Origin of the sequence: Streptomyces sp. NPDC091279 (assembly GCF_044757465.1) — a bacterium.
Lineage (GTDB): Bacteria > Actinomycetota > Actinomycetes > Streptomycetales > Streptomycetaceae > Streptomyces.
Genome location: NZ_JBIVVA010000005.1, coordinates 68,082 through 88,450, shown reverse-complemented (window position 1 = coordinate 88,450; position 20,369 = coordinate 68,082). Strand labels below are relative to the sequence as shown.

The following is a 20,369-nucleotide window of genomic DNA, read 5'->3' as shown; positions in this document are numbered from 1 at the left end:
CGGGGTGCTCAGATCTCGACGCGTCCGGCCCGCAGGGCGGGGAGCCGGTCGGCGACGGCGGTGGTGAGGACGGCGTCGTCCGCGAGGTCCGCCGCGCCGAGGACGCGCAGCAACGCGCCTACGGCGTCGGCGGGTTGGGCTGCGGGACGCCAGCAGGCGGCGAGCGCGGCGGCCGCCGGGTCGGCGCCGGCGTCGACCCGGCGGGTGCTCAACACCCAGGCGGCCAGGGCGAGTTCGAGCACCGGGGTGGCGGCGCCCCGGGCGCGTGCGAGGCGCAGGGCGGGCAGCCAGCGTTCCGTGATCTTCAGTGATCCGTCGGTGCCGATCTGCCGCAGCAGGTGGTGCATCGCGGGGTTGCGGAAGCGCACGACGAGATCGTCCGCGTAGGCGCGCGGGTCGGGCCCGTCGGCCGGGAGGGTCGGCGCGACCTCCGCGCACAGGGCCCTGACCAGCCGTTCGCCCCAGTCGGTCGCCATGACGTCGGCGATCGTGGTGCGGCCGACGGCGGTGCCGAGGTAGGCGAGGGCGGAGTGGGAGCCGTTGAGGAGCCGCAGCTTGGTGAGCTGGTAGGGGGCGACGTCCGGGACGAACAGGGCGCCGTCCAGCTCCCAGGGCGGCCGGGGCGCGGTGAACGAGTCCGCCAGCACCCACTGCCGGTAGGGCTCGCCCACCACCGGGAGCGCGTCGTCAACTCCCAGTGCGGCAGCGGCCGTTGACCGGTCGCCGGGGCCGGTCGCGGGGACGATGCGGTCCACGACCGTCGCGGGGAAGGTGACGGCCTCGGCCAGCCGGTCCAGGATCGGCGCGCGGTCGGGCCAGGCGGACGCGCGGACGAAGTCCTGGACGACGCGGGCGAGTTGGGCGCCGTTGTCCGCCATGTTGTCGCAGCTGACGACGTTCACCGGAGGCGCTCCCACGCGCATCCGGGCGGCGAGTCCGGCGGCCAGACGGCCGATCACCGTGGTGAGCGGGCCGTCGGGGCCGGCCGCGAGGTCGGCGGCGATCGCGGGCGCGGCGGTGTCGAGCCCGCCCGTGCGGGGCGAACGGTGGTAGCCCTTCTCGGTGATGGTGAGGGTCACCACCGTCACCTCGGGGTCGGCGAGCAGGGCGTCGACGGCGGCGGCGTCCGCTCCCATGACCAGTGCCCCGGTGACCGAGCCGACGACCCGGCAGACACTGCGGTCCGGATGCCGTTCGGTCAGCGAGTACAGGCAGTCCTGGGCGCGCAGGGCGGCCACGGTCGCCGTCGAACGGGGCGCGACGGCGACGGAGCCCCACGGCTCGCCGGAGCGGGCGGCGGCGTTCTCGGTGTACAGGGCCTGGTGGGCGCGGTGGAAGGCGCCGAGCCCGAAGTGCACGGCACGGGTGCGCAGTTCGGCCGGGTCGACGGCGGGGCGCTGCTCGGGCGCGAGCCGGTCCAGTGCCGCGCGGCTGAGCGGGGGGAGTCGGTCGGCGCTCACCAGTCGTGCACCGACCCGTCGAGACGGCGCGCGATGGGCAGGTAACGCTGCTGGTAGGGAAAGCGCTCGGCGGCCTTCTCGTCGTACTCGACGCCGAGTCCCGGTTCCTCGGACGGGTGGAGCATGCCGTCGGCGAAGGTGACGCCGGTGCGGAACACCTCGGCGGCCTCGTCGGGGTGGCCCATGTGCTCCTGGATGCCGAAGTTCGGCACGGTGATGTCGAGGTGCACGGCCGCCGCCATGCTGACGGGGGAGAGGTCGGTCGCGCCGTGCGACCCGGTCCGCACCTGGTACAGCGCGGCCAGGTCGAAGATCCGCCGCAGATGCGTGATGCCGCCCGCGTGCACCACGGTGGTGCGGACGTAGTCGATGAGCTGCTCGGTGATGAGGTCCTTGACGTCCCAGATCGAGTTCATCACCTCGCCGACCGCGATCGGCGTCGTCGTGTGCTGCCGGATCAGCCGGAACGCCTCCTGGTTCTCGGCCGGCGTCGGGTCCTCCATCCAGAACAGCCGGCACGCCTCGACGCTCTTGCCGAACCGCGCCGCCTCGATCGGCGTGAGCCGGTGATGGACGTCGTGCAGCAGATGGAACCCGAACCCGAACCGTTCCCTGACGGCTTCCAGATAGGTCGGCGCGAACCCCAAGTAGGCCTCGGTGTCCCAGGGTTGCTCGTCCGGCAGCTCACTCGCCGCCGGTTCGTAGACCGGGCCCTTGCGCACCCCGTAGGTGCCGCCGACCTCGGGCACCGCGGCCTGCGCCCGCACCGCCTTGTAGCCCAGCTCCAGATACCGTTCGACGTCGTCCAGGAGAGACGGAACGTCGGTGCCGCTGGCGTGCGAATAGACCAGGACCCCGTCCCGGGAGCGGCCGCCGAGCAGCTGGTAGACGGGCAGCCCGGCGGTCTTGCCCTTGATGTCCCACAGCGCGGTGTCCACGGCGGCGATGGCCGTCATGGTGACCGGGCCGCGCCGCCAGTACGCGCCCCGGTAGAGGTACTGCCACATGTCCTCGATGCGGGCCGGGTCCCTGCCGATCAGCAACGGGACCAGGTGATCGCGCAGATAGCTGGCGACGGCCAGTTCACGCCCGTTGAGCGTGGCGTCGCCGAGGCCGGTCACCCCGTCGTCCGTGGTGATGCGCAGCGTGACGAACGTGCGCCCGGGAGAGGCGACGAACACGTCAACGCGCTCGATCTTGCTCACGTGGGGCTCCTTGGGAGACGTGGGGGGCGACTGGAGTGGCCAGGGTGGCCGGGGTAGCCAGAGTGGCTGAAGTGGCCGAAGTGGGGGGGGGTGGCTGGAGTGGCTGGTTCGGGGTGGCCGGTTTGGTCGGGCAGTACTTGTATACAAGTACCTGTCGTGCAGTGGCAATGGTCGCGTCACGACGTTTTTGCGCGCGGCCCCACGCGTGCCCCGCACCCGGCGCAGCGCAGCTCACCGCGTGCGCACCCACCGATACGATGGGCGTATGGCTCAATCGAACCGGGGCCGGACGAGTCGGCGCGCGATCTATCTGCACCTGCGTCAGATGGTCCTGACCCTCGAACTCGCCCCGGGCGCCGCCCTGTCGGAGAACGAACTCGCGGCGTCGCTGGGCGTGAGCCGGACCCCGGTGCGGGAGAGCCTGATCCTGCTGGCGCAGGAGGGGCTGGTGCAGGTCTTCCCGAAGATCGGGTCGTTCGTCTCCCGGGTCGACCCGGTGCAGGTCGCCGACGCGCAGTTCCTGCGGGAGGCCGTCGAACTCGCCTCGCTCGACGACCTGCCCGCCGTGCTCGACCCCGAGGTCGGCCGGGAACTGCGCGACAACCTCGCGCGTCAGCAGCGCGCCGACCTCGGCCTTGAGGAGTTCTTCGCGCTGGACGAGGCGTTCCACCAGGGCCTGATGCGGCTCAGCGGGCACGGCAACGTCTGGACCAACGTCGCCGCCGCCAAGGGGCACCTCGACCGGGCCCGGCGGCTCGGCCTCCACGAGAACGTGTCCCCGGCCGTCTTCGCCGGTCAGCACCGCGAGATCTTCGACGCGGTCGTCGCCGGGAACGTCCCGCTCGCCCGCACGGCCATGCGCACCCATCTGCGGGCCGTCTTCAACGACATCGAGCGCATCCGCGCCCACTCACCCGAACTCTTCGCCAGCGGCCCTTCGACGGTGCCGGTCCGGCGGAACGTGGTGGTGTGGGAGTAGGCGGGGGCGGGCCGACTCCCTTGACCTGACGGCGTTCTGTGGCACCGTCGGCCTGCTCGGGTGGCCCGGCGTACCCGGGTCAGGGGGCGGGGGTCGGTGTGCTCACCGCCGCCGGGTTCAGGGACGCCAGGAGTTTCAGGAGCAGGGCGTGGGCCTGTTCCTGTTCGGCGGGCGTCAGTACCTGGAAGGCGTCCGCGTGAGCGGCGTCCACGGCCTCGCCCGCCTCGGTCGCGAGCCGCAGCCCCGACTCCGTGATGTGGAGCCGGTGGGTGCGGCGGTCGCCCGGGGTGGTCCGGCGTTCCAGAAGCCCGCGCTCGACGAGGCCGTTGACCGCCGTTCCCATGGACTGCGGGGTGATCGCCGCCCGGCGGGCCGCCGTCGCGCCGGAGACGCCGGGCTCGCGGATCGCCTGGGCCAGGGCGCTGTGCTGGGCGAGGGTCAGGTGGAAGGGGCGCAGCGTGCGTTCGACCCGGGACGCCATGATCTGGCCGATCTGCCAGGCCACATAGCCGGTGCGCCGGTCGGGGTGGTTCACGGGGTGGACCTCTTTTGTAAGGCGACTGATAGTGCTGTAAGAATATTATCAGCCACCTTCCAATCGAGGAACGACCCGATGTCTCAGCACGCAGCCGCATCAGGCGCCCCGACCGCCCCAGGCACCCCAGGAGCCTCGGCCGTCCCCGGCGTTCCCGCCGCCCTGGGCGACCGGGCCACCATGCCCCTCCCGGTCGTCCGCCCCTCGCACCGGCGGACCCTCGACGTGGCCCACCCGCCACCGGGACCCGGCAACCTGCGCGCCGTCCTGCTGCCGGTGGCGGTCGTGCTGCTGATCGGCACCGTGTTCGTCACCGTCTACCTGGCAGCCTTTCACGCGCCCCGCCCCCACCAACTGCGGGTCGGCACCACCGAGGTCGGCACCCACCAGGCCCACCTGCGCCAGGACCTCGCGAAGGTGACCCCGGGCGGCTTCAGCCTCACCACCTACCCCGACGAGAACGCCGCCCGGCGGGCCGTCCAGGACCGGTCCGTCTACGCGGCCTACCTCGGCGACGGCACCCTCCTCTACGGCAGCGCCAACGGGGCCGCCGTCACCGCCACGGTGACCACCGCGTTCGCCACCGTCGCGCACGCCGAGCACCATGAACTCGCCGCCCTGGACGTCGCCCCGGCGGCGGCGGGGGACACCCGGGGACTGTCCGTCTTCTACGCGGCGTTCGGCCTGGTCCTGGCGGGCTACCTCTTCGGCATGACGACCTACCAGCTCGCACCCCGGCTCCAGTACCGCTGGCGGATGGCCAGCCTGGCCCTGTTCGGCACGGTCGGCGGTCTCCTGGTCACCACCATCGCCGGGAGCGTCGGCTTCGGGGCGCTGCCGGGACCGTTCCTGCCCCTTGCCGCCGTCGTCGCGCTGATGGGCGCCGCCGTCGGGGCGACGACCATGGTGCTGCTGCGGATCTTCGGCTCGGCCGGGGTCAGCCTCGCGTCGATCCTCATGCTGATCCTCGGCAACAGCAGCAGCGGCGGCATCATGCCGGCCGCCTACCTCCCCGGCTGGCTGCGGCCCCTCTCCGACATCCTGCCCGTCGGCATAGGCGTCCGCGCGATGCAGGGCCTGTCCCGCTTCCAGGACGACGGCCTCGGCCGCGCCCTGCTCCTCCTGCCGCTGTGGGTCCTGGTCGCGGCCCTGATCCTGTACCTGAAGGACGTCTACCGCCGGGAGCCCCCGGCGAGCCCGGCCGCGCCCGCCTGAGATCGGGCCGGGGCCGTAGCCCGGTCCCGTTCCGCCTGGGCCGGCCGGGCCGCGCCGAACTGCTCACCCGGCTGCTGGTGCCGCGCTCCGGCGCCCTGGTCCCGAGCAACGCCGTCGGCACCCAGTTCCTCGACGTCCGCGGCCTCATCGGCACCGGCGGCATCCCCCTGCACCCGGGCGCGGTGACGGCGTACCGGGCGCCGCACGGCTGACGTTGCGGCGGGCCCGAGTGCCCCGGCTCGGGACTTTGCCAACGCTTTACAACCTGGTCCCCTGCTGCCTCGTCTCTTCGCTCGATCACTTCCCGCCCGGCGTCACCGGGCGGCCGACGAGAGCGAGCCACTTCATGCGTCGAACTGTCCTCGGTGCCGCGGCACTCGGCTGTGCCACCGTCCTGCTGAGCTGCGTGCCCGCGTTCGCCCAGGGGACCGCCCCCACCGCCGTACCCTCCCAGGCCCCCACCACCGCGCCCTCCCCGGCGGTGCCGGAGTCGCAGGCGCCCAGCGCCGAACCGACCCGCGCGCCGAGCCCCGTGCCGACCCGCACGGCCGCCCCCGCCCCGGCCCCCTCCAAGGCGCCCTCCGGCGGCCAGGTCTCGGTCGTGCCGTCCGGCGCGCCCGACACCGGCGTCACCGGCACCGGCCAGGACTCCGGCAGCCCGGCCGCCGCGATCGGCGGGGGAGTCGGCGCGGCCCTGCTGGCCGGCGGCGCCGGTTTCGTCGTCGTCCGGCGCCGGAGGGCGACCGGGGCATGAGCCCGCTCTCCAGGCGTGCCCTGTTCGGCGCGGCGGCCGGGCTCGCGGTGCCGGTGCTCGCGGCCTGCGGCCCGGGCGACGGCACCGGCGTCCGCGCGGAAGGCGTGGGCGGCACCGGCTCCGGCTCCGGCACGGGCAAGGACGCCGGGGCCGCGCCGTCCGCCACCCCGGCCGACTCGCCGAGCCCGCTGGCCCGTTCGGTGCCGGTACGGCTGCTGGTGCCGGCCATCGACGTCGACACCCCGTTGCTGCGGCTCGGGCTCGCCGCCGACCACACCGTCGAGGTGCCGCCGATCACCGCGCACGACCGGGCCGGCTGGTACGAGCACTCCCCGACGCCGGGTCAGCGCGGCCCGTCGGTGATCCTCGGCCATGTCACGGTCGGCTCCTTCGGCGACGGCGTCTTCCGCCGCCTCGACCGGCTGCGCCGGGGCGACACCGTCGACGCCCGCCTGGAGAACGGCCGCACGGCCTGGTTCGCGGTCACCGCCGTCAGGACGGTCGCCAAGTCGACGTTCCCCTCGAACGAGGTCTACGGCGACGTCGACCGGCCGGAACTGCGCCTCATCACCTGCGGCGGCGCCCGCACCGGCGACGGTTACGCCGACAACGTGATCGTCTTCGCGGCGCTGACCTGACCGCCGTTCACGGCTGATCCACATATGGGGAGAACGGTGGGCCGACGGAACGTACGCCGTCGGCCCGCCGTCCTTCCTCATATGCCCCCACGACCCGTGCCCCCACGACGATGGAGAGCGTTGAAACGGTCCCGTGACCGAGCGGCGTCCGAGCTGTTCGCCGCCCTCTACCCCCGCCTGGCCGGCTGGTGCCGACGGCTCGTCGACGACGACGAGACGGCGCACGAGATCGCCTCGGAGGCGTTCACCCGGCTCTGGGCCCGCTGGACGTCCGTGGAGGAACCGAGGGGTTTCCTCTACGTCACCGCCGCCAACCTGGTCCGGGACCACTGGCGCAAACTGGAGCGTGAACGCCGGGCGATGCGCCGCGCCACCACCGAGGCCGCCGTCCGCCCGCACCCCGAACAGGCCGACCCCTCCGTCCGGTTGCTGGTCCAGTCGCTGCCGGAACGACTGCGGGTCCCGATCCTCCTGCACTACTACGCTGACATGCCGATCCGTGAGGTGTCCGCACTGACCGGACGCAAGGAAGGAACCGTCAAGGCCGACCTCCACGCGGCCAGAGAACTGCTCCGCGTCCATCTGAGGAGAAGCCTTGACCACACGCCTTGACGACAGCGCGGGCCCCGACCCCGACGACCCGCTGGCCGTCCTCCTGCGCCCGCCCGCCGAGTTCCTCGGCCCGCCCACCGGCCGCTACGAGGCGATCCGCCGCACCGCGGGCCGCCGCCGACTGCGCCGCGCCGCCCTCGCCGCCGGGGTGACCTGCGCCGCCGCCGTCCTGGTCGCCGTTCCGCTGCGGCTGTCGACGCCCGCGCCCCCCGACACCCCGACGGTCCCGATGGCCCCGCCCTCCGCCACCGACCCCACGCCCGGCAGCAGGTCCCCGAGCCCGGGGCCGAGCCGGACCGTCCCCACGCCGGCCCCGACCCTCGCCCCCAGCCGGGTCGCCCAGCAGCCGTCAGCCGCCGCCTCGGCGACCCCGACCTCGGTGCCCCGCACCGCCGCCGCCGATCCCGCGTCCCGGACCCCGACGGCCACACCGCAGACCTGACCCGGCCCGCGCAGGGGCCGGGAACCGGCGGAAACCCGCCGTCGAAAAAGTGTTATCGCCCCCGGACCACCCCCGTCTCCCCTCCCATGGAGCCACGAACCCTCTCTCCGTACCCGCAGCCCGCTGTGACCTCCGCCCTAGGTGTTACCGGGGGTCCGGCTGAGAAGGTGCGGTCGGGCAGGAAGTGATCTCGCGCGGAACGGAACGGGTCGGCATGGACGGGCGGGCGTGGCGTTCCACCATCGCCGCCGCGCAGGCGGGCGACCGCCGCGCGCTCGACGAACTGGTCGCCGGCTGGCTGCCGCTCGTCTACAACGTCGTCGGCCGCGCCCTCAACGGCCACGCGGACGTCGACGACGTCGTCCAGGAGACGATGCTGCGGGCCGTCGACAACCTCGGCTCCCTGCGCGACCCGGACAGTTTCCGGTCCTGGCTGATGGCGATCGCGGTCCGGCAGATCCGCGACCGGGCCCGCCGCCGCACCCCCGAACCGCTCGACGAGTCCGCCGCCCGCGAGGCCACCGACTTCGCCGAACTCACCGTCCTGCGCCTCCAGTTGGAGGGACAACGACGTGAAGTCGCCGAAGCCGTACGGTGGCTGGACGGCGAGGACCGCCAACTCCTGTCCCTGTGGTGGCTGGAGGTGGCCGGCGAACTGACCCGGCGTGAGCTGGCCGCCGCCGTCGGCATCAGCCGCCAGCACGCCGCCGTGCGCGTCCAGCGGATGAAGGAACGGCTGGAGACCGCACGGGGCATCGTCCGCGCCCTCGACGGCGCCTGCCCCCGCCTGCGCGAGGTGACCGCCCGCTGGTCGGGGCGGCCCGACTCGGTGTGGCGCAAGCGGCTCGCCCGGCACATCAGGGGCTGCGCCTACTGCGGCGACCCGCGCGAGACGGTCGTTCCGGCGGAACGGCTGCTGGTCGGGATCGCGCTGGTCCCGGTGCCGGTCGGCTTCACGCTGTCGCTGGCCCTCGGTTCCAAGTCGGCGGTGGCCGCGACCACCGTGAGCTGGTCGGCGAAGGCGCTCGGCGTCCTCACCAAACCGGCGGTGGCGGTGGCGGCGGGCGCGACGCTGGTGGCGGGCGGCGCCTACGTCGTCACCCGCGCCCCCGAGCCGAGCAGCACCCCGCACACGCGGGCCACCGCAGCGCTCACCGCTCCGGCCCCGCCACCCCGGACCACCGCACCCCTGCCGTCGGCCACGCCCACCCCGTCCGCGTCGGCCACCCCGTCCCCGAGCGCGACGGCGGCCCGCTACGGCAGCGTCGTCGACGCCGTCGACCGCGCCCCGAACCCGGACACCCCGCCCGCCGCCCTCCCGCACCGGCCCGCCACCGGGCTCACCAGCACCGGCGGCGCCCACGCCACCATGAACCACCGTGGCGACGCCGTCACCCTCACCGGCCGCGGCTATGTCCTGGTCCGCTGGCAGATCTCCCCGCAGTACCGGGCGGGCAACGTCGTCATGCCGTCCTGGACCGGCCTCAAGGGCAAGCTCTTCCACGTCGCCTCGGGCGGCGGCCGCCGCATGGACGACCGGGTCAGCGCCACCGACATCTCCGCCACCGGCATGGGCAGCGACACCACCGGCTTCGCCGTCCTGCCCCCCGGCACCCAACAGATGTGGCAGAACGAGTACTTCTACGTCGACGGCGCCGTCACCCTCACCGTCAACGAACGCGGCGCCGACTACGGCCTCAACGTCTTCCCCACCAGCTGGGACGCCGTCGAGAACGACCTCATCACCGGCCCCGCCCAGGGCGCCACCCGCTACGGCCTGGTCCGCGACACCGGCTCCGACACCACGCCCGTCCCGCAGTACGCCACCCGCGCCACCCCGGCCGACCCGGCGACGGTGGGTCAGGAGTCGCGGGTGTAGCGGGCGCGCACCGCGTGCAGGGTGTCGACGCGGTTCGTGGTGATCGCGTCGACGCCCAGACCGATCAGCCGGCGCATCGACCGGCCGGTGTCCGGGGTCCACACCGACACCAGGCAACCCGCCCGGTGCACCTCCTCGGCAAGCGCCCGGTCGACCAGCGGGAAACGGTAGTTGAGCCAGCGCGGCCGGATCGCCGCCAGCAGCGTCGGGCGGGCCGGGGCGGACGTCGTGCGGGTCAGCGCGATCTCCGCGTCCGGGTCGGCCGCGCGCACATGGAGCATCGCGGGCGCGGCCGCCGTGTAGAACACGCGGTCGGCCGCGCCGCACTCCCGCACCTCGTCGACGATCCGCCGCACCGCGCGCGCGGACGGCTCGCCGGGCAGATCGACCATCACCCGGCCGCCCTCCGTCGCCGCCAGCGCCTCGGCCAACGTCGGCACCCCGCCGTCCGTCAGCCCCCGCACCTCGGCCGCCGACAGCGACCCGAGCGGCCGGTCGTGCTCCCACAGCCGGGCCAGCGTCGCGTCGTGCAACAGCACGGGAACGCCGTCCTTGGACAGACGGACGTCGATCTCGACCGCGTCCGCGCCCAGGTGGAACGCGGTACGCAGCGAATCGAGAGTGTTCTCACGGGCGTGGTACGGGGCGCCGCGATGGCCCACGGCAGTCAGGGTGCGCATCCGCCCATTGTGGCGGGCGTCAGTTCGCGAGCCACCCCGAGGTGTAGGTGTCGATCTCGGCGGCCAGCCGCGCCTTGCCCGCCGGGTCCAGGAACGACGCCTCGACGGCGTCCTTGGCCAACGCGGCGAGCCCCTGCTCGTCCAGTTCCAGGAGCCTCGCGGCGACGGCGTACTCGTTGTTGAGGTCGGTGCCGAACATCGGCGGGTCGTCGGAGTTGATCGTCACGAGGACGCCGGCCCGCACGAACTCCTTGACCGGGTGCTCGTCGAGGCTGGCGACCGCGCGGGTCGCGATGTTCGAGGTCGGGCAGACCTCCAGCGGGATGCGCTCCGCGGCGAGGTGGGCCAGGAGCTTCGGGTCGCGGAAGGAGTGTGTGCCGTGTCCGATGCGCTCGGCGCGCAGATGCGTCAGGGCGTCCCACACCGTCTCCGGGCCCGTGGTCTCGCCCGCGTGCGGCACCGACCGCAGCCCGGCCGCGATCGCCCGGTCGAAGTACGGCTTGAACTGCGGGCGCGGCACGCCGATCTCGGGCCCGCCCAGCCCGAACGACACCAGCCCCGCCGGGCGCAGCCGGTCGTCCGTGGCCAGCCGCGCGGTCTCCTCGGCGGCTTCCAGGCCCGCCTCGCCGGGAATGTCGAAGCACCAGCGCAGCACGGTCCCGAAGTCGGCCTCGGCGGCCGTGCGGGCGTCCTCGATCGCGTCCATGAACGCCCGCTCGTCGATGCCCCGCCGCGTCGACGACCACGGCGTGATCGTCACCTCCGCGTACCGCACCCGCTGCCGGGCCAGCTCCCGCGCGACCTCGTAGGTCAGCAGCCGGACGTCCTCGGGCGTGCGGATCAGATCGACGACGGACAGATACACGTCGATGAAGTGCGCGAAGTCCGTGAACGTGAAGTAGTCCGCCAGCGCCTCGGGATCGGACGGCACCCGCGAGTCGGCGTGCCGCGCCGCCAACTCCGCCACGATCCGCGGCGAGGCGGACCCGACCTGATGAACATGCAGCTCAGCCTTGGGCAACCCGGCGACGAACCCGTGCAGATCCCGCGCCCCAGCACCCGACGCCCCACGAAACCCGGACAAACTTACCTCCCAGAAACAGCACCCCACACCACCACAGCGACACAGGACACGCACTCAACGGACCAACAACCCGGCCACATGGTAGGCCGCAGAGACGGAACGGGGGCGGACTGAGGAGGTCCCTCCGGGAAGCCCGGGGTGTGCGTACCGGGGACGAGGCGGGACGGGACGGGGAGCGCCGGGAACGCCGGGGAGTGTGCGTGGGCGTTCGCCCGGGGGCACGGGGTGTGCGTACCGGGGGCGCGGCGAGGTGGGGAACGCCGGTGGGTGGGGGGCGCGGGCGCCGGGAACGGGGGTGAGGCGGAGGTGGAGATAGGGAGTGCCGGGGGCGTGGTGGGCTTGGGGAATGGAGAGGCGGCGGGGCCTCGGTCGGGGTGACCCGGCCATGGCGTGAGCGCGGTCGGGCGGGCGATGGGGGTTCGGCCGCGTGCGGGCGGGGAGCACCGGGTGGGGCGTCCTGGTCGAGCCGGGGGGTCGGGTGCGCTGGGAGCGCGGGTGGTGGCGCGTGTGCCTGGGAACCCCGGGCGCGGCAGACGCCCCGGGGTGCCGACGGCCGGCGGTACTGGGCAAGGGCGTTCGCCCGGGCGTGCGGGGTGTGCGTGCCGGGGGCGCGGTGAGGCGGGGAGCGTCGGGAACGCCGGGGAGTGTGGGGCGTGGGCGCCGGGCCGGGGGCGTTATCGCCTCGGCCGGAGGCTGGCCCGGGCCGTAGCATGACGGGACGTTCGACTGAGGGGGACTCCACGCATGTCCGACGACGCGCAGGCGCCGGCCGCGCCGGAGAACGGCGCCGCACACATACCGACACCGGGCGGACCGACGCCGTCGGAGGAGGCACCCCGAGTGCCCCTGGCCAAGGCCGACGACACCGCCCGCCCACCCGGCGGCACCTCCCCGACCCCGGACCCGTGGGCCTCCCTCAGCCAATCCCGCCCCGACCCGGATCACACCAACCCCGGCGCCGCAACGGCCACCCCGACCCCGGGCGACGCCCCGACGTCGCTGAACGCACCGCCGACGGCACACCAGCCGCCCGGCGTTCAGGGCCACGCGGGTGACTCCGCCCACCCGGGCAGCCCTGCCCAACCCGGCGCCCCGGCCCACCCGGGCAGCCCCGCCCACCCGGGCAGCCCCGCCCACCCTGGTGGCCCCGGCAGCCCCGCCCACTCCAGCGCCCCCGCCCAACCCGGCGCCCCCGCAACGCCCCCCGCCCCCGGCGCACCCTCCGTTCACGACCAGCAGACGGTCACCTCGATGCCCGGTGTGCCCGCGCCGACGGCTCCCGGCTCCACGCCCCCCGGCTCGCAGCCGTGGGCCGGTCCCTACGCGGCTCCCGATCCGACCCGGGCCGACCAGAGCGCCGCGCATCCCTTCGCCCCGCCGGCCGACGGCACCGCTCCCCAGGCTTACGCCCCGCCGGTCCAACCCCCTTACGGCCAGACCCCGTTCACCCCTCCCACCGCCGGTCTGCCCTACGCGCCTCCGCTCACCGGCGGTGAGCCCGTGCCGCCGCCCCCGATCGCGCCGGGCGGTCCCGGTCAGGCTCCCTACGGCTACCCCGCGCCGCCGGTCGGGTACGGCTACCCCTCCGGCCCCGCCCACGGCGCTCCGCCGCACGCCGGGTACCCGGTCTGGAACGGCGGGATGACCCCGCCACCCAACAACGGCATGGGGACCGCAGCCATGGTGCTGGGCATCATCTCGGCCGTCGGCTTCTGCCTCTGGCCGGTCGCGATCGTCCTCGGCGTGCTCGCCCTGGTCCTCGGCGGCCTCGGCCGGGGCAAGGCGTCCCGGGGCGAGGCGACCAACCCCGGCGCGGCCCTGACCGGGATGATCTGCGGAGGACTGGGCATCCTGCTCGGCGTGGGCATGATCGCCCTGGTGACCTTCGCGAGGTTCTGAACCCCGGCCGCGGCTAGGCCCAGCCAGCCCCGGCCAACGACCTCCCGGGCCCCCAGCCCACCAACCCCGTAAAGGGGCGCGAGGAACTGCGCGCCCAGCCCCAACGGCGCCGCACCCGAAAACCACACCGACTCCCGCATCCCGCCCCCCCCGCAGGGGGCCCACTCAGCGGGGCCGAGCCCCCAGCCCACGGCCCACCAACGCCGAGAAGGGGCGCGAGGAACTGCGCGCCCAGCCCCAACGGCGCCGCACCCGAAAACCACACCGACTCCCGCATCCCGCCCGCCCCGCAGGGCGTGCACTCAGCGGGCCGAGCCCCCAGCCCACGGCCCGCCAATGCCGAGAAGGGGCGCGGGGAACTGCGCGCCCAGCCCCCACGCCGCCGCACCCGAAAACCACACCGCGCCGCACCCGAAAAACACCCCCGCACCCCCTACCTCGCCGCCCCCTCCCGAAGCCGTGCCCGGGCCTCCATCAGGGCGAAGCCCAGGAGGTTCGGGCCGCGCCACCGCTCCGGCTCCCGCGCCGCCGCGTCATCCGCCGCGAGGCCGATCCCCCACACCCGGTCGACGGGGCTCGCCTCGACCAGAACCCGCTCCCCGGTGTTCACGAGGAACGCCCGCACCTCCTCGTCGGCCGCGAACTTATGGACGTTGCCCTCGACGACGATCCCGTACCGCTCCCGCGCCCAGACCGCGTCGTCGAAGCCCCGGACCAGCCGCCCCGCCTTCTTCGCCTCGGCAGGATGCGCCGCCGCCAGAACCCGGCGTTCGGCCTCCGGGTCGGCGAAGAGACGGGCCTTGGCGGCCATCATCCAGTGCTCGGCGGTGGCGTACTCCACGCCGGACACGGTGAACGGCGACGGCCACCACTGGCTCAGACAGCTCGGCCCGATCCGGCCGTCGGCGCGGGGGCTGTGGCCCCAGAAGTGCAGGTACTTGATCCGGGCGCCCGCCCGCACCGCCGCGATCAGCGCCTCCTGCGAGCGAATGATCCCGCTCGACGCGCTTGACGTGCTCGACGCGCTCATCCCCGTGCCTGTGTCCATGCACGCCACTCTCCCAGCCACCACTGACAATCCGTCCCCCCTTTTCCGAACCCGCTCGACACCTGGTCGACAGATTCCGTCGCGTAACCAAAAGGCAACAACGGAATCACTTGTTGACTGCCACTTGCTCTGTCAGGATCGGCAGTCAAATCGAGCTGGAGCTACGCCGTCCGGCCTCGGCTCAGCCGGGGTGACGGCGGAGGAGAGCGACATGCACAAGCCGGGCAACGCCACCCCGGACCGATTCCCCGCGCAGGACCGTTTCGCCGACGGCGCCCAGTACCTCGGCGGCCGCCTGACGAAGGGCACCTCCGGCCGTACGCACACGGTCGTGGACCCGGCGACGGGCGCGGACGTCCTCACCTACGAGCTGGCCGGAGCCGCCGACGTGGACGCGGCCGTCGCCGCCGCCCGGGCCGCGTTCCCGGGCTGGGCCGGAGCCACCCCGGGGGAGCGCTCGGACGCGCTGCACCGGCTGGCCGGAGTGCTCGCCGACCGCGCCGAGGACTTCGCCCGCGCCGAGTCCCTCCAGTGCGGCAAGCCGCTGAAACTGACCCGCGAGTTCGACGTGCCGGGGACCATCGACAACGCGGCGTTCTTCGCCGGGGCCGCCCGCCACCTCCAGGGCCAGTCGGCCGGGGAGTACTCCGGCGACCACACCTCCTACGTCCGGCGCGAGCCGATCGGCGTCGTCGGCTCCATCGCCCCCTGGAACTACCCGCTCCAGATGGCCGCCTGGAAGATCCTCCCGGCGATCGCGGCGGGCAACACCATCGTGCTGAAGCCCGCCGAGCTGACCCCGCTCACCTCGCTGATGTTCGCGCAGGCCGTCACGGACGCCGGCATCCCCGACGGGGTCGTCAACATCGTCACCGGCACCGGCAAGGAGGCGGGCGAGCACCTCGTCGGCCACCCGGACGTGGCCATGACGTCGTTCACCGGCTCCACCGCCGTCGGCAAGCGCGTCGCCGAGATCGCCACCGCCACCGTCAAGCGCCTCCACCTGGAACTCGGCGGCAAGGCGCCCTTCCTGGTCTTCGACGACGCCGACCTCGACGCCGCCGTGCACGGCGCGGTCGCCGGGTCCCTCATCAACACCGGGCAGGACTGCACGGCCGCCACGCGCGCGTATGTGCAACGCCCGCACTACGAGGCGTTCCTCGAACGGACCGCCGCCCTGATGGCGCAGGTCAGGGTCGGTGATCCGGTCGCCGCCGGCACCGACCTCGGGCCCCTCATCTCGCACGCCCAGCGCGACCGGGTGGCGGGTTTCGTCGAGCGGGCGCGTGCCTACGCGCGCGTGCTGACCGGCGGCACAGCTCCTGGTGGCGCTCTCACGAACGGCGCGTACTATCTCCCCACCCTGATCGCCGACGCGGCGCAGGACAGCGAGGTCGTCCAGTCCGAGATCTTCGGGCCCGTCCTCGTGGTGCTCCCCTTCGACAGCGACGACGAGGGGATCGCCCTCGCCAACGACACCCCCTACGGACTCGCGGCCTCCGCCTGGACCCGCGACGTCTACCGGGCGGGCCGCGCCACCCGTGAGATCAAGGCGGGCTGTGTGTGGGTCAACGACCACATCCCGATCATCAGCGAGATGCCGCACGGCGGGCACCGCGCGTCCGGCTACGGCAAGGACATGTCGGCGTACTCGTTCGAGGAGTACACGCAGGTGAAGCATGTGATGTTCGACAACACGGCGGTGGCCGCGAAGGACTGGCACCGCACCGTCTTCGGGGACCGCTAGCGACCACCGGCCGCCGCCTTCGGCCGGCCCGAACTCCGGAAAGGGCATCCAGCGCATGAAGCAGTACGAGCCCGACCGCCTCTCCCCGGCCCAGCTGGCCGCGGTCCGGCGCAGTGTCCGCAACGGCAGGGCCGCCCTCACCCGCCGCTCGCTGCTGCGCGCCTCCACGGGCGGCGCCCTCGCGGTCGGCGGCCTCGGCGCGCTGACCGGCTGCGGCATCCCACCGGCGGGCAAGGCGCGGGGCGGCACCTCGGCCGAGGACCACTCGGCCACCGAGAAGACGGTCGCCTTCTCCAACTGGACCGAGTACATCGACGTCGACGACAGCGGCAAGCACCACCCGACGCTGGACGCGTTCCGCAGACGGACCGGCATCACGGTCGACTACACCGAGGACATCAACGACAACAACGAGTTCTTCGGCAAGATCAAGCCGCAGCTCGCAGCCGGCCAGTCCACCGGCCGCGACCTCATCGTCCTCACCGACTGGCTCGCCGCCCGCCTGATCCGCCTCGGCTGGGTCCAGAAGCTCGACGCCTCCCACCTCCCGCACGCCTACGCCAACCTGTCCGCGCAGTTCCGCGAGCCCGACTGGGACCCCGGACGCGCCTACTCCTACGTCTGGCAGGGCATCTCCACCGTCATCGCCTACAACAAGAAGGCGCTCGACGGCGTCGAGGTCACCTCCATCTCCGACCTCCTCGACAAGCCCCAGCTCAAAGGGAGGGTCGGCTTCCTCTCCGAGATGCGCGACAGCGTCGGCATGACCCTGCTCGACCTGGGCAAGGACCCCGCGCGGTTCACCGACGACGACTTCGACGCGGCGATCGCCCGCCTCCAGAAGGCCGTCGACCAGGGCCAGATCCGCCGTTTCACCGGCAACGACTACACCGCCGACCTCGCCAAGGGCGACCTCGCCGCCTGTGTCGCGTGGGCCGGGGACGTCGTCCAGCTCAAGGCGGACAACCCGGACGTCGACTTCGTCATCCCCGACAGCGGCTATCTCACGTCCACCGACAACCTGCTGATACCGAACAAGGCACGGCACAAGACGAACGCCGAACGGCTCATCGACTTCTACTACGAGCCCCAGCCGGCCGCCGAACTCGCCGCCTACATCAACTACGTGACCCCGGTCGACGGCGTCAAGCCCTACCTCGCCCGGATCGACAAGGGGGCGGCGGCCAACCCGCTGATCATCCCCGACAAGGCCATGGCCGCGAAGTCCCACGCCTTCCGCTCGCTGACGCAGAAGGAAGAGACGGCCTACGAAGAGAAGTTCGCGAAGCTCACAGGGGCATGACGATGAAGACCACAGACAGCGGCAGCGGCGACGTCCGCCTCACCGGCATCAGCAAGACCTACGGCGCGTTCACCGCCGTGCACCCGCTCGACCTGACCGTCCCGCAGGGCTCGTTCTTCGCCCTGCTCGGCGCGTCCGGCTGCGGCAAGACCACCACCCTGCGGATGATCGCCGGCCTGGAGGAACCCACCGGCGGCGCCGTCCACCTCGGCGACCAGGACGTCACCCACCTGCCGCCGTACAAGCGGCCGGTGAACACCGTCTTCCAGTCCTACGCCCTCTTCCCGCACCTCGACATCTTCGAGAACGTCGCCTTCGGGCTGCGGCGACGCGGCATCAAGTCGGTGAAGAAGCAGGTCGACGACATGCTGGAGCTGGTGCAGCTCGGCGAGCAGGCCCGCAAGAAGCCCCACCAGCTCTCCGGCGGCCAGCAACAGCGGGTCGCCGTCGCCCGCGCGCTGATCAACCACCCCAAGGTGCTGCTCCTCGACGAACCCCTCGGCGCCCTCGACCTCAAACTGCGCCGCCAGATGCAGCTGGAGCTGAAGCGCATCCAGACCGAGGTCGGCATCACCTTCGTGCACGTCACGCACGACCAGGAGGAGGCCATGACGATGGCCGACACGGTCGCCGTGATGAACGCGGGCCGCGTCGAACAGCTCGGCTCCCCGGCCGACCTGTACGAGAACCCGAACACCACCTTCGTCGCCAACTTCCTCGGCACCTCCAACCTCATCGCCGCCGAGGTCGACGGCCTGAGCGGCGGCGACCTGGTCCTGACGGCGGGCGGCGGCACACTCGTGCTGCCCTCCCGGCGCTGTCCGTCACCGACGTCGACCGGCGGCACCGTGCTGGTCGGGGTGCGCCCGGAGAAGATCACCCTCACCCACGCCGACGAGTCGGGCACGATCCCCGAGGGCCGCAACCGCGTCACCGGCACCATCGCCGACTCGTCGTTCATCGGCGTCTCCACCCAGTACGTCATCGACAGCCCGGTCTGCCCCGGCTTCGAGGTGTACGCGCAGAACATCGACCGGGACCCGCGCCTGGTGCCCGGCGCCGAGGTCGTCCTGCACTGGGACCCGGCGCACACCTTCGGGCTCGACGCGGCGCAGGACATCGACGCGGGCGTCGACCTCGTGGAGGAGACCCCCTGATGGCCACCACCACCGAGGCGCCGCCCCTGGCGCCCGACCCCCCGCAGGCCAAGCCGCCCCGCAGGCGCGGCCGGCTGACGCCGTACTGGCTGCTGCTGCCCGGCATGCTCTGGCTGGTCGTGTTCTTCGCGCTGCCGATGATCTACCAGGCCTCCACCTCCATCCAGACGGGCTCCCTGGAGGACGGCTACAAGGTCACCTGGCATGTCGTCACCTACTGGGACGCGCTGTCCGAGTACTGGCCGCAGTTCGTGCGCTCGGTGCTGTACGCCGCCGCCGCGACCATCCTGTGCCTGCTGCTCGGCTACCCGCTGGCCTACCTGATCGCCTTCCGCGCGGGCCGCTGGCGCAACCTCATCATGATCCTGGTGATCGCGCCGTTCTTCACCAGCTTCCTGATCCGCACCCTCGCCTGGAAGACGATCCTCGCGGACAGCGGCCCGGTGGTCGGCGCCCTGCACACCCTGCACGTCCTCGACGTCACCAACTGGCTCGGCTGGACGGCCGGTGACCGGGTCCTGGCGACGCCGCTCGCGGTGGTGTGCGGACTGACCTACAACTTCCTGCCGTTCATGATCCTGCCGCTGTACACCTCCCTCGAACGCATCGACGGGCGGCTCCACGAGGCGGCCGGTGATCTGTACGCGCGCCCCTTCACGACGTTCCGCAAGGTGACGTTCCCGCTGTCGATGCCCGGCGTGGTCTCCGGGACGCTGCTCACCTTCATCCCGGCGGCCGGCGACTACGTCAACGCCGAACTCCTCGGCTCCACCGACACCCGCATGATCGGAAACGTCATCCAGACACAGTTCCTGCGGATTCTGGACTATCCGACGGCGGCCGCGCTTTCCTTCCTTCTGATGGCCGCGATCCTTTTCATGGTCACCTTCTACATCCGTAAGTCGGGGACGGAGGACCTGGTCTAAATGGCTTTCGTCACCTGGTTCAAACGGCATCTCGTCGTTATCGCGGGACTGCTCACCCTCGGATATCTGCTGCTGCCCAATGTCGTCGTCACGGTGTTCTCCTTCAACAAACCGAAGGGGCGCTTCAATTACGCCTGGCAGCAGTTCTCCCTGGACGCGTGGAAAGACCCGTGCGGGGTCGCCGACATGTGCGGCTCGCTCTCGCTCAGTCTCCAGATCGCGTTCTGGGCGACGGTCGGCGCCACCGTCCTCGGCACGATGATCGCCTTCGCGCTGGTCCGCTACCGCTTCCGGGCCCGCCCCGCCGTCAACTCGCTGATCTTCCTGCCGATGGCGATGCCCGAGGTGGTGATGGCCGCCTCGCTGCTCACCCTGTTCCTCAACATGGGCGCCCAGCTGGGCTTCTGGACCATCCTGATCGCCCACATCATGTTCTGCCTGAGCTTCGTCGTCGTCGCCGTGAAGGCCCGCGTGATGTCCATGGACCCGCGTCTGGAACAGGCCGCCCAGGATCTCTACGCCGGTCCCGCGCAGACGTTCCTGCGCGTCACCCTGCCCATCGCGGCCCCGGGAATCGCCGCGGGCGCGCTGCTGTCGTTCGCGCTCTCCTTCGACGATTTCATCATCACCAATTTCAACGCGGGCTCCACCGTCACGTTCCCCATGTTCGTCTGGGGTTCGGCACAGCGCGGCACACCCGTCCAGATCAATGTCATCGGAACGGCCATGTTCCTGGTCGCCGTACTGTTCGTGCTGACCGCCATGGTCATCACCAACCGGCGCGGCAAGCAGAAGGCGTGACCGGA

General features: G+C 72.7%; 20 protein-coding genes. 14 read left to right on the top strand and 6 right to left on the bottom strand.

The features are described from left to right. Positions 1-8: 8 nt before the first annotated feature. Together ACIQOU_RS13825 and manD are read right to left on the bottom strand one after the other, a co-directional pair. The gene (locus ACIQOU_RS13825) at positions 9-1,460 is read right to left on the bottom strand and encodes a mannitol dehydrogenase family protein (RefSeq protein ID WP_401536852.1); all 1,452 of its coding nucleotides are present in this window, start codon (positions 1,458-1,460) and stop codon (positions 9-11) included. Beyond that, positions 1,457-2,665: a D-mannonate dehydratase ManD gene (gene manD / locus ACIQOU_RS13820; protein ID WP_401536850.1), complete on the bottom strand. Its 1,209-nt coding sequence runs from the start codon at positions 2,663-2,665 to the stop codon at positions 1,457-1,459. Before manD ends, ACIQOU_RS13825 begins: the two co-directional genes overlap by 4 nt. 265 nt (positions 2,666-2,930) lie before the next feature. Here manD and ACIQOU_RS13815 point away from each other — a divergent pair, with 265 nt between their 5' ends. Beyond that, positions 2,931-3,644: a GntR family transcriptional regulator gene (locus ACIQOU_RS13815; protein WP_401536849.1), complete on the top strand. Its 714-nt coding sequence runs from the start codon at positions 2,931-2,933 to the stop codon at positions 3,642-3,644. A 79-nt stretch (positions 3,645-3,723) separates the two neighbouring features. On the opposite strand, the gene ACIQOU_RS13810 is transcribed toward ACIQOU_RS13815, so the two are convergent. Next, positions 3,724-4,179, bottom strand: a complete 456-nt coding sequence (locus ACIQOU_RS13810; RefSeq protein WP_401536848.1) for a MarR family winged helix-turn-helix transcriptional regulator — start codon at positions 4,177-4,179, stop codon at positions 3,724-3,726. A 78-nt stretch (positions 4,180-4,257) separates the two neighbouring features. Here ACIQOU_RS13810 and ACIQOU_RS13805 point away from each other — a divergent pair, with 78 nt between their 5' ends. The 7 genes from ACIQOU_RS13805 to ACIQOU_RS13775 all read left to right on the top strand — a co-directional run bounded on the left by ACIQOU_RS13805 (position 4,258) and on the right by ACIQOU_RS13775 (position 9,719). Continuing rightward, on the top strand, positions 4,258-5,394 hold the full coding sequence (locus tag ACIQOU_RS13805; RefSeq protein ID WP_401536847.1) for an ABC transporter permease: 1,137 nt from the start codon (positions 4,258-4,260) through the stop codon (positions 5,392-5,394). Positions 5,395-5,471: 77 nt separating this feature from the next. Then, the gene (locus tag ACIQOU_RS13800) at positions 5,472-5,606 is read left to right on the top strand and encodes a hypothetical protein (protein ID WP_401536846.1); all 135 of its coding nucleotides are present in this window, start codon (positions 5,472-5,474) and stop codon (positions 5,604-5,606) included. A 134-nt stretch (positions 5,607-5,740) separates the two neighbouring features. Next, on the top strand, positions 5,741-6,148 hold the full coding sequence (locus ACIQOU_RS13795; protein ID WP_401536845.1) for an LPXTG cell wall anchor domain-containing protein: 408 nt from the start codon (positions 5,741-5,743) through the stop codon (positions 6,146-6,148). After that, positions 6,145-6,786: a class F sortase gene (locus tag ACIQOU_RS13790; RefSeq protein WP_401536844.1), complete on the top strand. Its 642-nt coding sequence runs from the start codon at positions 6,145-6,147 to the stop codon at positions 6,784-6,786. The genes ACIQOU_RS13795 and ACIQOU_RS13790 overlap by 4 nt, the downstream gene beginning before the upstream one ends. A 120-nt stretch (positions 6,787-6,906) precedes the next feature. Further along, a complete protein-coding gene (locus tag ACIQOU_RS13785) occupies positions 6,907-7,398 on the top strand; it encodes an RNA polymerase sigma factor (protein ID WP_401536842.1) in 492 nt (163 codons plus the stop codon). Beyond that, positions 7,382-7,840 carry a hypothetical protein gene (locus ACIQOU_RS13780; protein ID WP_401536841.1) on the top strand — a complete coding sequence of 153 codons (459 nt, stop codon included), beginning with the start codon at positions 7,382-7,384 and terminating at the stop codon, positions 7,838-7,840. The genes ACIQOU_RS13785 and ACIQOU_RS13780 overlap by 17 nt, the downstream gene beginning before the upstream one ends. Positions 7,841-8,054: 214 nt before the next feature. Beyond that, positions 8,055-9,719 carry a sigma-70 family RNA polymerase sigma factor gene (locus tag ACIQOU_RS13775; protein ID WP_401537340.1) on the top strand — a complete coding sequence of 555 codons (1,665 nt, stop codon included), beginning with the start codon at positions 8,055-8,057 and terminating at the stop codon, positions 9,717-9,719. Here the strand turns inward: ACIQOU_RS13775 and ACIQOU_RS13770 are convergent. After that, positions 9,701-10,399: a glycerophosphodiester phosphodiesterase gene (locus ACIQOU_RS13770; protein ID WP_401536839.1), complete on the bottom strand. Its 699-nt coding sequence runs from the start codon at positions 10,397-10,399 to the stop codon at positions 9,701-9,703. The two genes, ACIQOU_RS13775 and ACIQOU_RS13770, sit on opposite strands and share 19 nt — an antisense overlap. 19 nt (positions 10,400-10,418) lie before the next feature. Beyond that, complete coding sequence (locus ACIQOU_RS13765) at positions 10,419-11,483, bottom strand: adenosine deaminase (protein ID WP_401536837.1); 1,065 nt, start codon at positions 11,481-11,483, stop codon at positions 10,419-10,421. Positions 11,484-12,227: 744 nt separating this feature from the next. On the opposite strand from ACIQOU_RS13765, the gene ACIQOU_RS13760 reads away from it, so the two are divergent. After that, positions 12,228-13,382, top strand: coding sequence for a hypothetical protein (locus tag ACIQOU_RS13760; protein WP_401536835.1), 1,155 nt, complete (start codon positions 12,228-12,230; stop codon positions 13,380-13,382). Positions 13,383-13,815: 433 nt separating this feature from the next. On the opposite strand, the gene ACIQOU_RS13755 is transcribed toward ACIQOU_RS13760, so the two are convergent. Next, positions 13,816-14,430, bottom strand: coding sequence for an NADAR family protein (locus tag ACIQOU_RS13755; protein ID WP_401536833.1), 615 nt, complete (start codon positions 14,428-14,430; stop codon positions 13,816-13,818). Between the two features lie 211 nt (positions 14,431-14,641). Here ACIQOU_RS13755 and ACIQOU_RS13750 point away from each other — a divergent pair, with 211 nt between their 5' ends. Genes ACIQOU_RS13750 through ACIQOU_RS13730 form a run of 5 tightly spaced genes read left to right on the top strand, consistent with a single transcriptional unit; the run spans position 14,642 to position 20,364 of the window. Continuing rightward, on the top strand, positions 14,642-16,177 hold the full coding sequence (locus ACIQOU_RS13750; protein ID WP_401536832.1) for a gamma-aminobutyraldehyde dehydrogenase: 1,536 nt from the start codon (positions 14,642-14,644) through the stop codon (positions 16,175-16,177). Positions 16,178-16,232: 55 nt separating this feature from the next. Further along, entirely contained in the window at positions 16,233-17,480 is a 1,248-nt protein-coding gene (locus tag ACIQOU_RS13745; protein ID WP_401536831.1) for a spermidine/putrescine ABC transporter substrate-binding protein, read from the top strand. Beyond that, complete coding sequence (locus tag ACIQOU_RS13740; protein WP_401536830.1) at positions 17,477-18,637, top strand: ABC transporter ATP-binding protein; 1,161 nt, start codon at positions 17,477-17,479, stop codon at positions 18,635-18,637. The genes ACIQOU_RS13745 and ACIQOU_RS13740 overlap by 4 nt, the downstream gene beginning before the upstream one ends. Beyond that, positions 18,637-19,563 (top strand): ABC transporter permease, encoded by a 927-nt coding sequence (locus tag ACIQOU_RS13735; RefSeq protein ID WP_401536828.1) that lies wholly within the window; start codon positions 18,637-18,639, stop codon positions 19,561-19,563. Before ACIQOU_RS13740 ends, ACIQOU_RS13735 begins: the two co-directional genes overlap by 1 nt. Continuing rightward, the gene (locus ACIQOU_RS13730) at positions 19,564-20,364 is read left to right on the top strand and encodes an ABC transporter permease (RefSeq protein WP_401536827.1); all 801 of its coding nucleotides are present in this window, start codon (positions 19,564-19,566) and stop codon (positions 20,362-20,364) included. Positions 20,365-20,369 lie beyond the last annotated feature (5 nt).

Coding starts and splice junctions, on each gene's coding strand:
- ACIQOU_RS13745 (WP_401536831.1), top strand. CDS start 16,233: ATGAAGCAGTACGAGCCCGACCGCCTCTCCCCGGCCCAGCTGGCCGCG.
- ACIQOU_RS13760 (WP_401536835.1), top strand. CDS start 12,228: ATGTCCGACGACGCGCAGGCGCCGGCCGCGCCGGAGAACGGCGCCGCA.
- ACIQOU_RS13750 (WP_401536832.1), top strand. CDS start 14,642: ATGCACAAGCCGGGCAACGCCACCCCGGACCGATTCCCCGCGCAGGAC.
- ACIQOU_RS13735 (WP_401536828.1), top strand. CDS start 18,637: ATGGCCACCACCACCGAGGCGCCGCCCCTGGCGCCCGACCCCCCGCAG.
- ACIQOU_RS13775 (WP_401537340.1), top strand. CDS start 8,055: ATGGACGGGCGGGCGTGGCGTTCCACCATCGCCGCCGCGCAGGCGGGC.
- ACIQOU_RS13730 (WP_401536827.1), top strand. CDS start 19,564: ATGGCTTTCGTCACCTGGTTCAAACGGCATCTCGTCGTTATCGCGGGA.
- ACIQOU_RS13795 (WP_401536845.1), top strand. CDS start 5,741: ATGCGTCGAACTGTCCTCGGTGCCGCGGCACTCGGCTGTGCCACCGTC.
- ACIQOU_RS13740 (WP_401536830.1), top strand. CDS start 17,477: ATGACGATGAAGACCACAGACAGCGGCAGCGGCGACGTCCGCCTCACC.
- ACIQOU_RS13815 (WP_401536849.1), top strand. CDS start 2,931: ATGGCTCAATCGAACCGGGGCCGGACGAGTCGGCGCGCGATCTATCTG.
- ACIQOU_RS13770 (WP_401536839.1), bottom strand. CDS start 10,399: ATGCGCACCCTGACTGCCGTGGGCCATCGCGGCGCCCCGTACCACGCC.
- ACIQOU_RS13790 (WP_401536844.1), top strand. CDS start 6,145: ATGAGCCCGCTCTCCAGGCGTGCCCTGTTCGGCGCGGCGGCCGGGCTC.
- ACIQOU_RS13805 (WP_401536847.1), top strand. CDS start 4,258: ATGTCTCAGCACGCAGCCGCATCAGGCGCCCCGACCGCCCCAGGCACC.
- ACIQOU_RS13755 (WP_401536833.1), bottom strand. CDS start 14,430: ATGGACACAGGCACGGGGATGAGCGCGTCGAGCACGTCAAGCGCGTCG.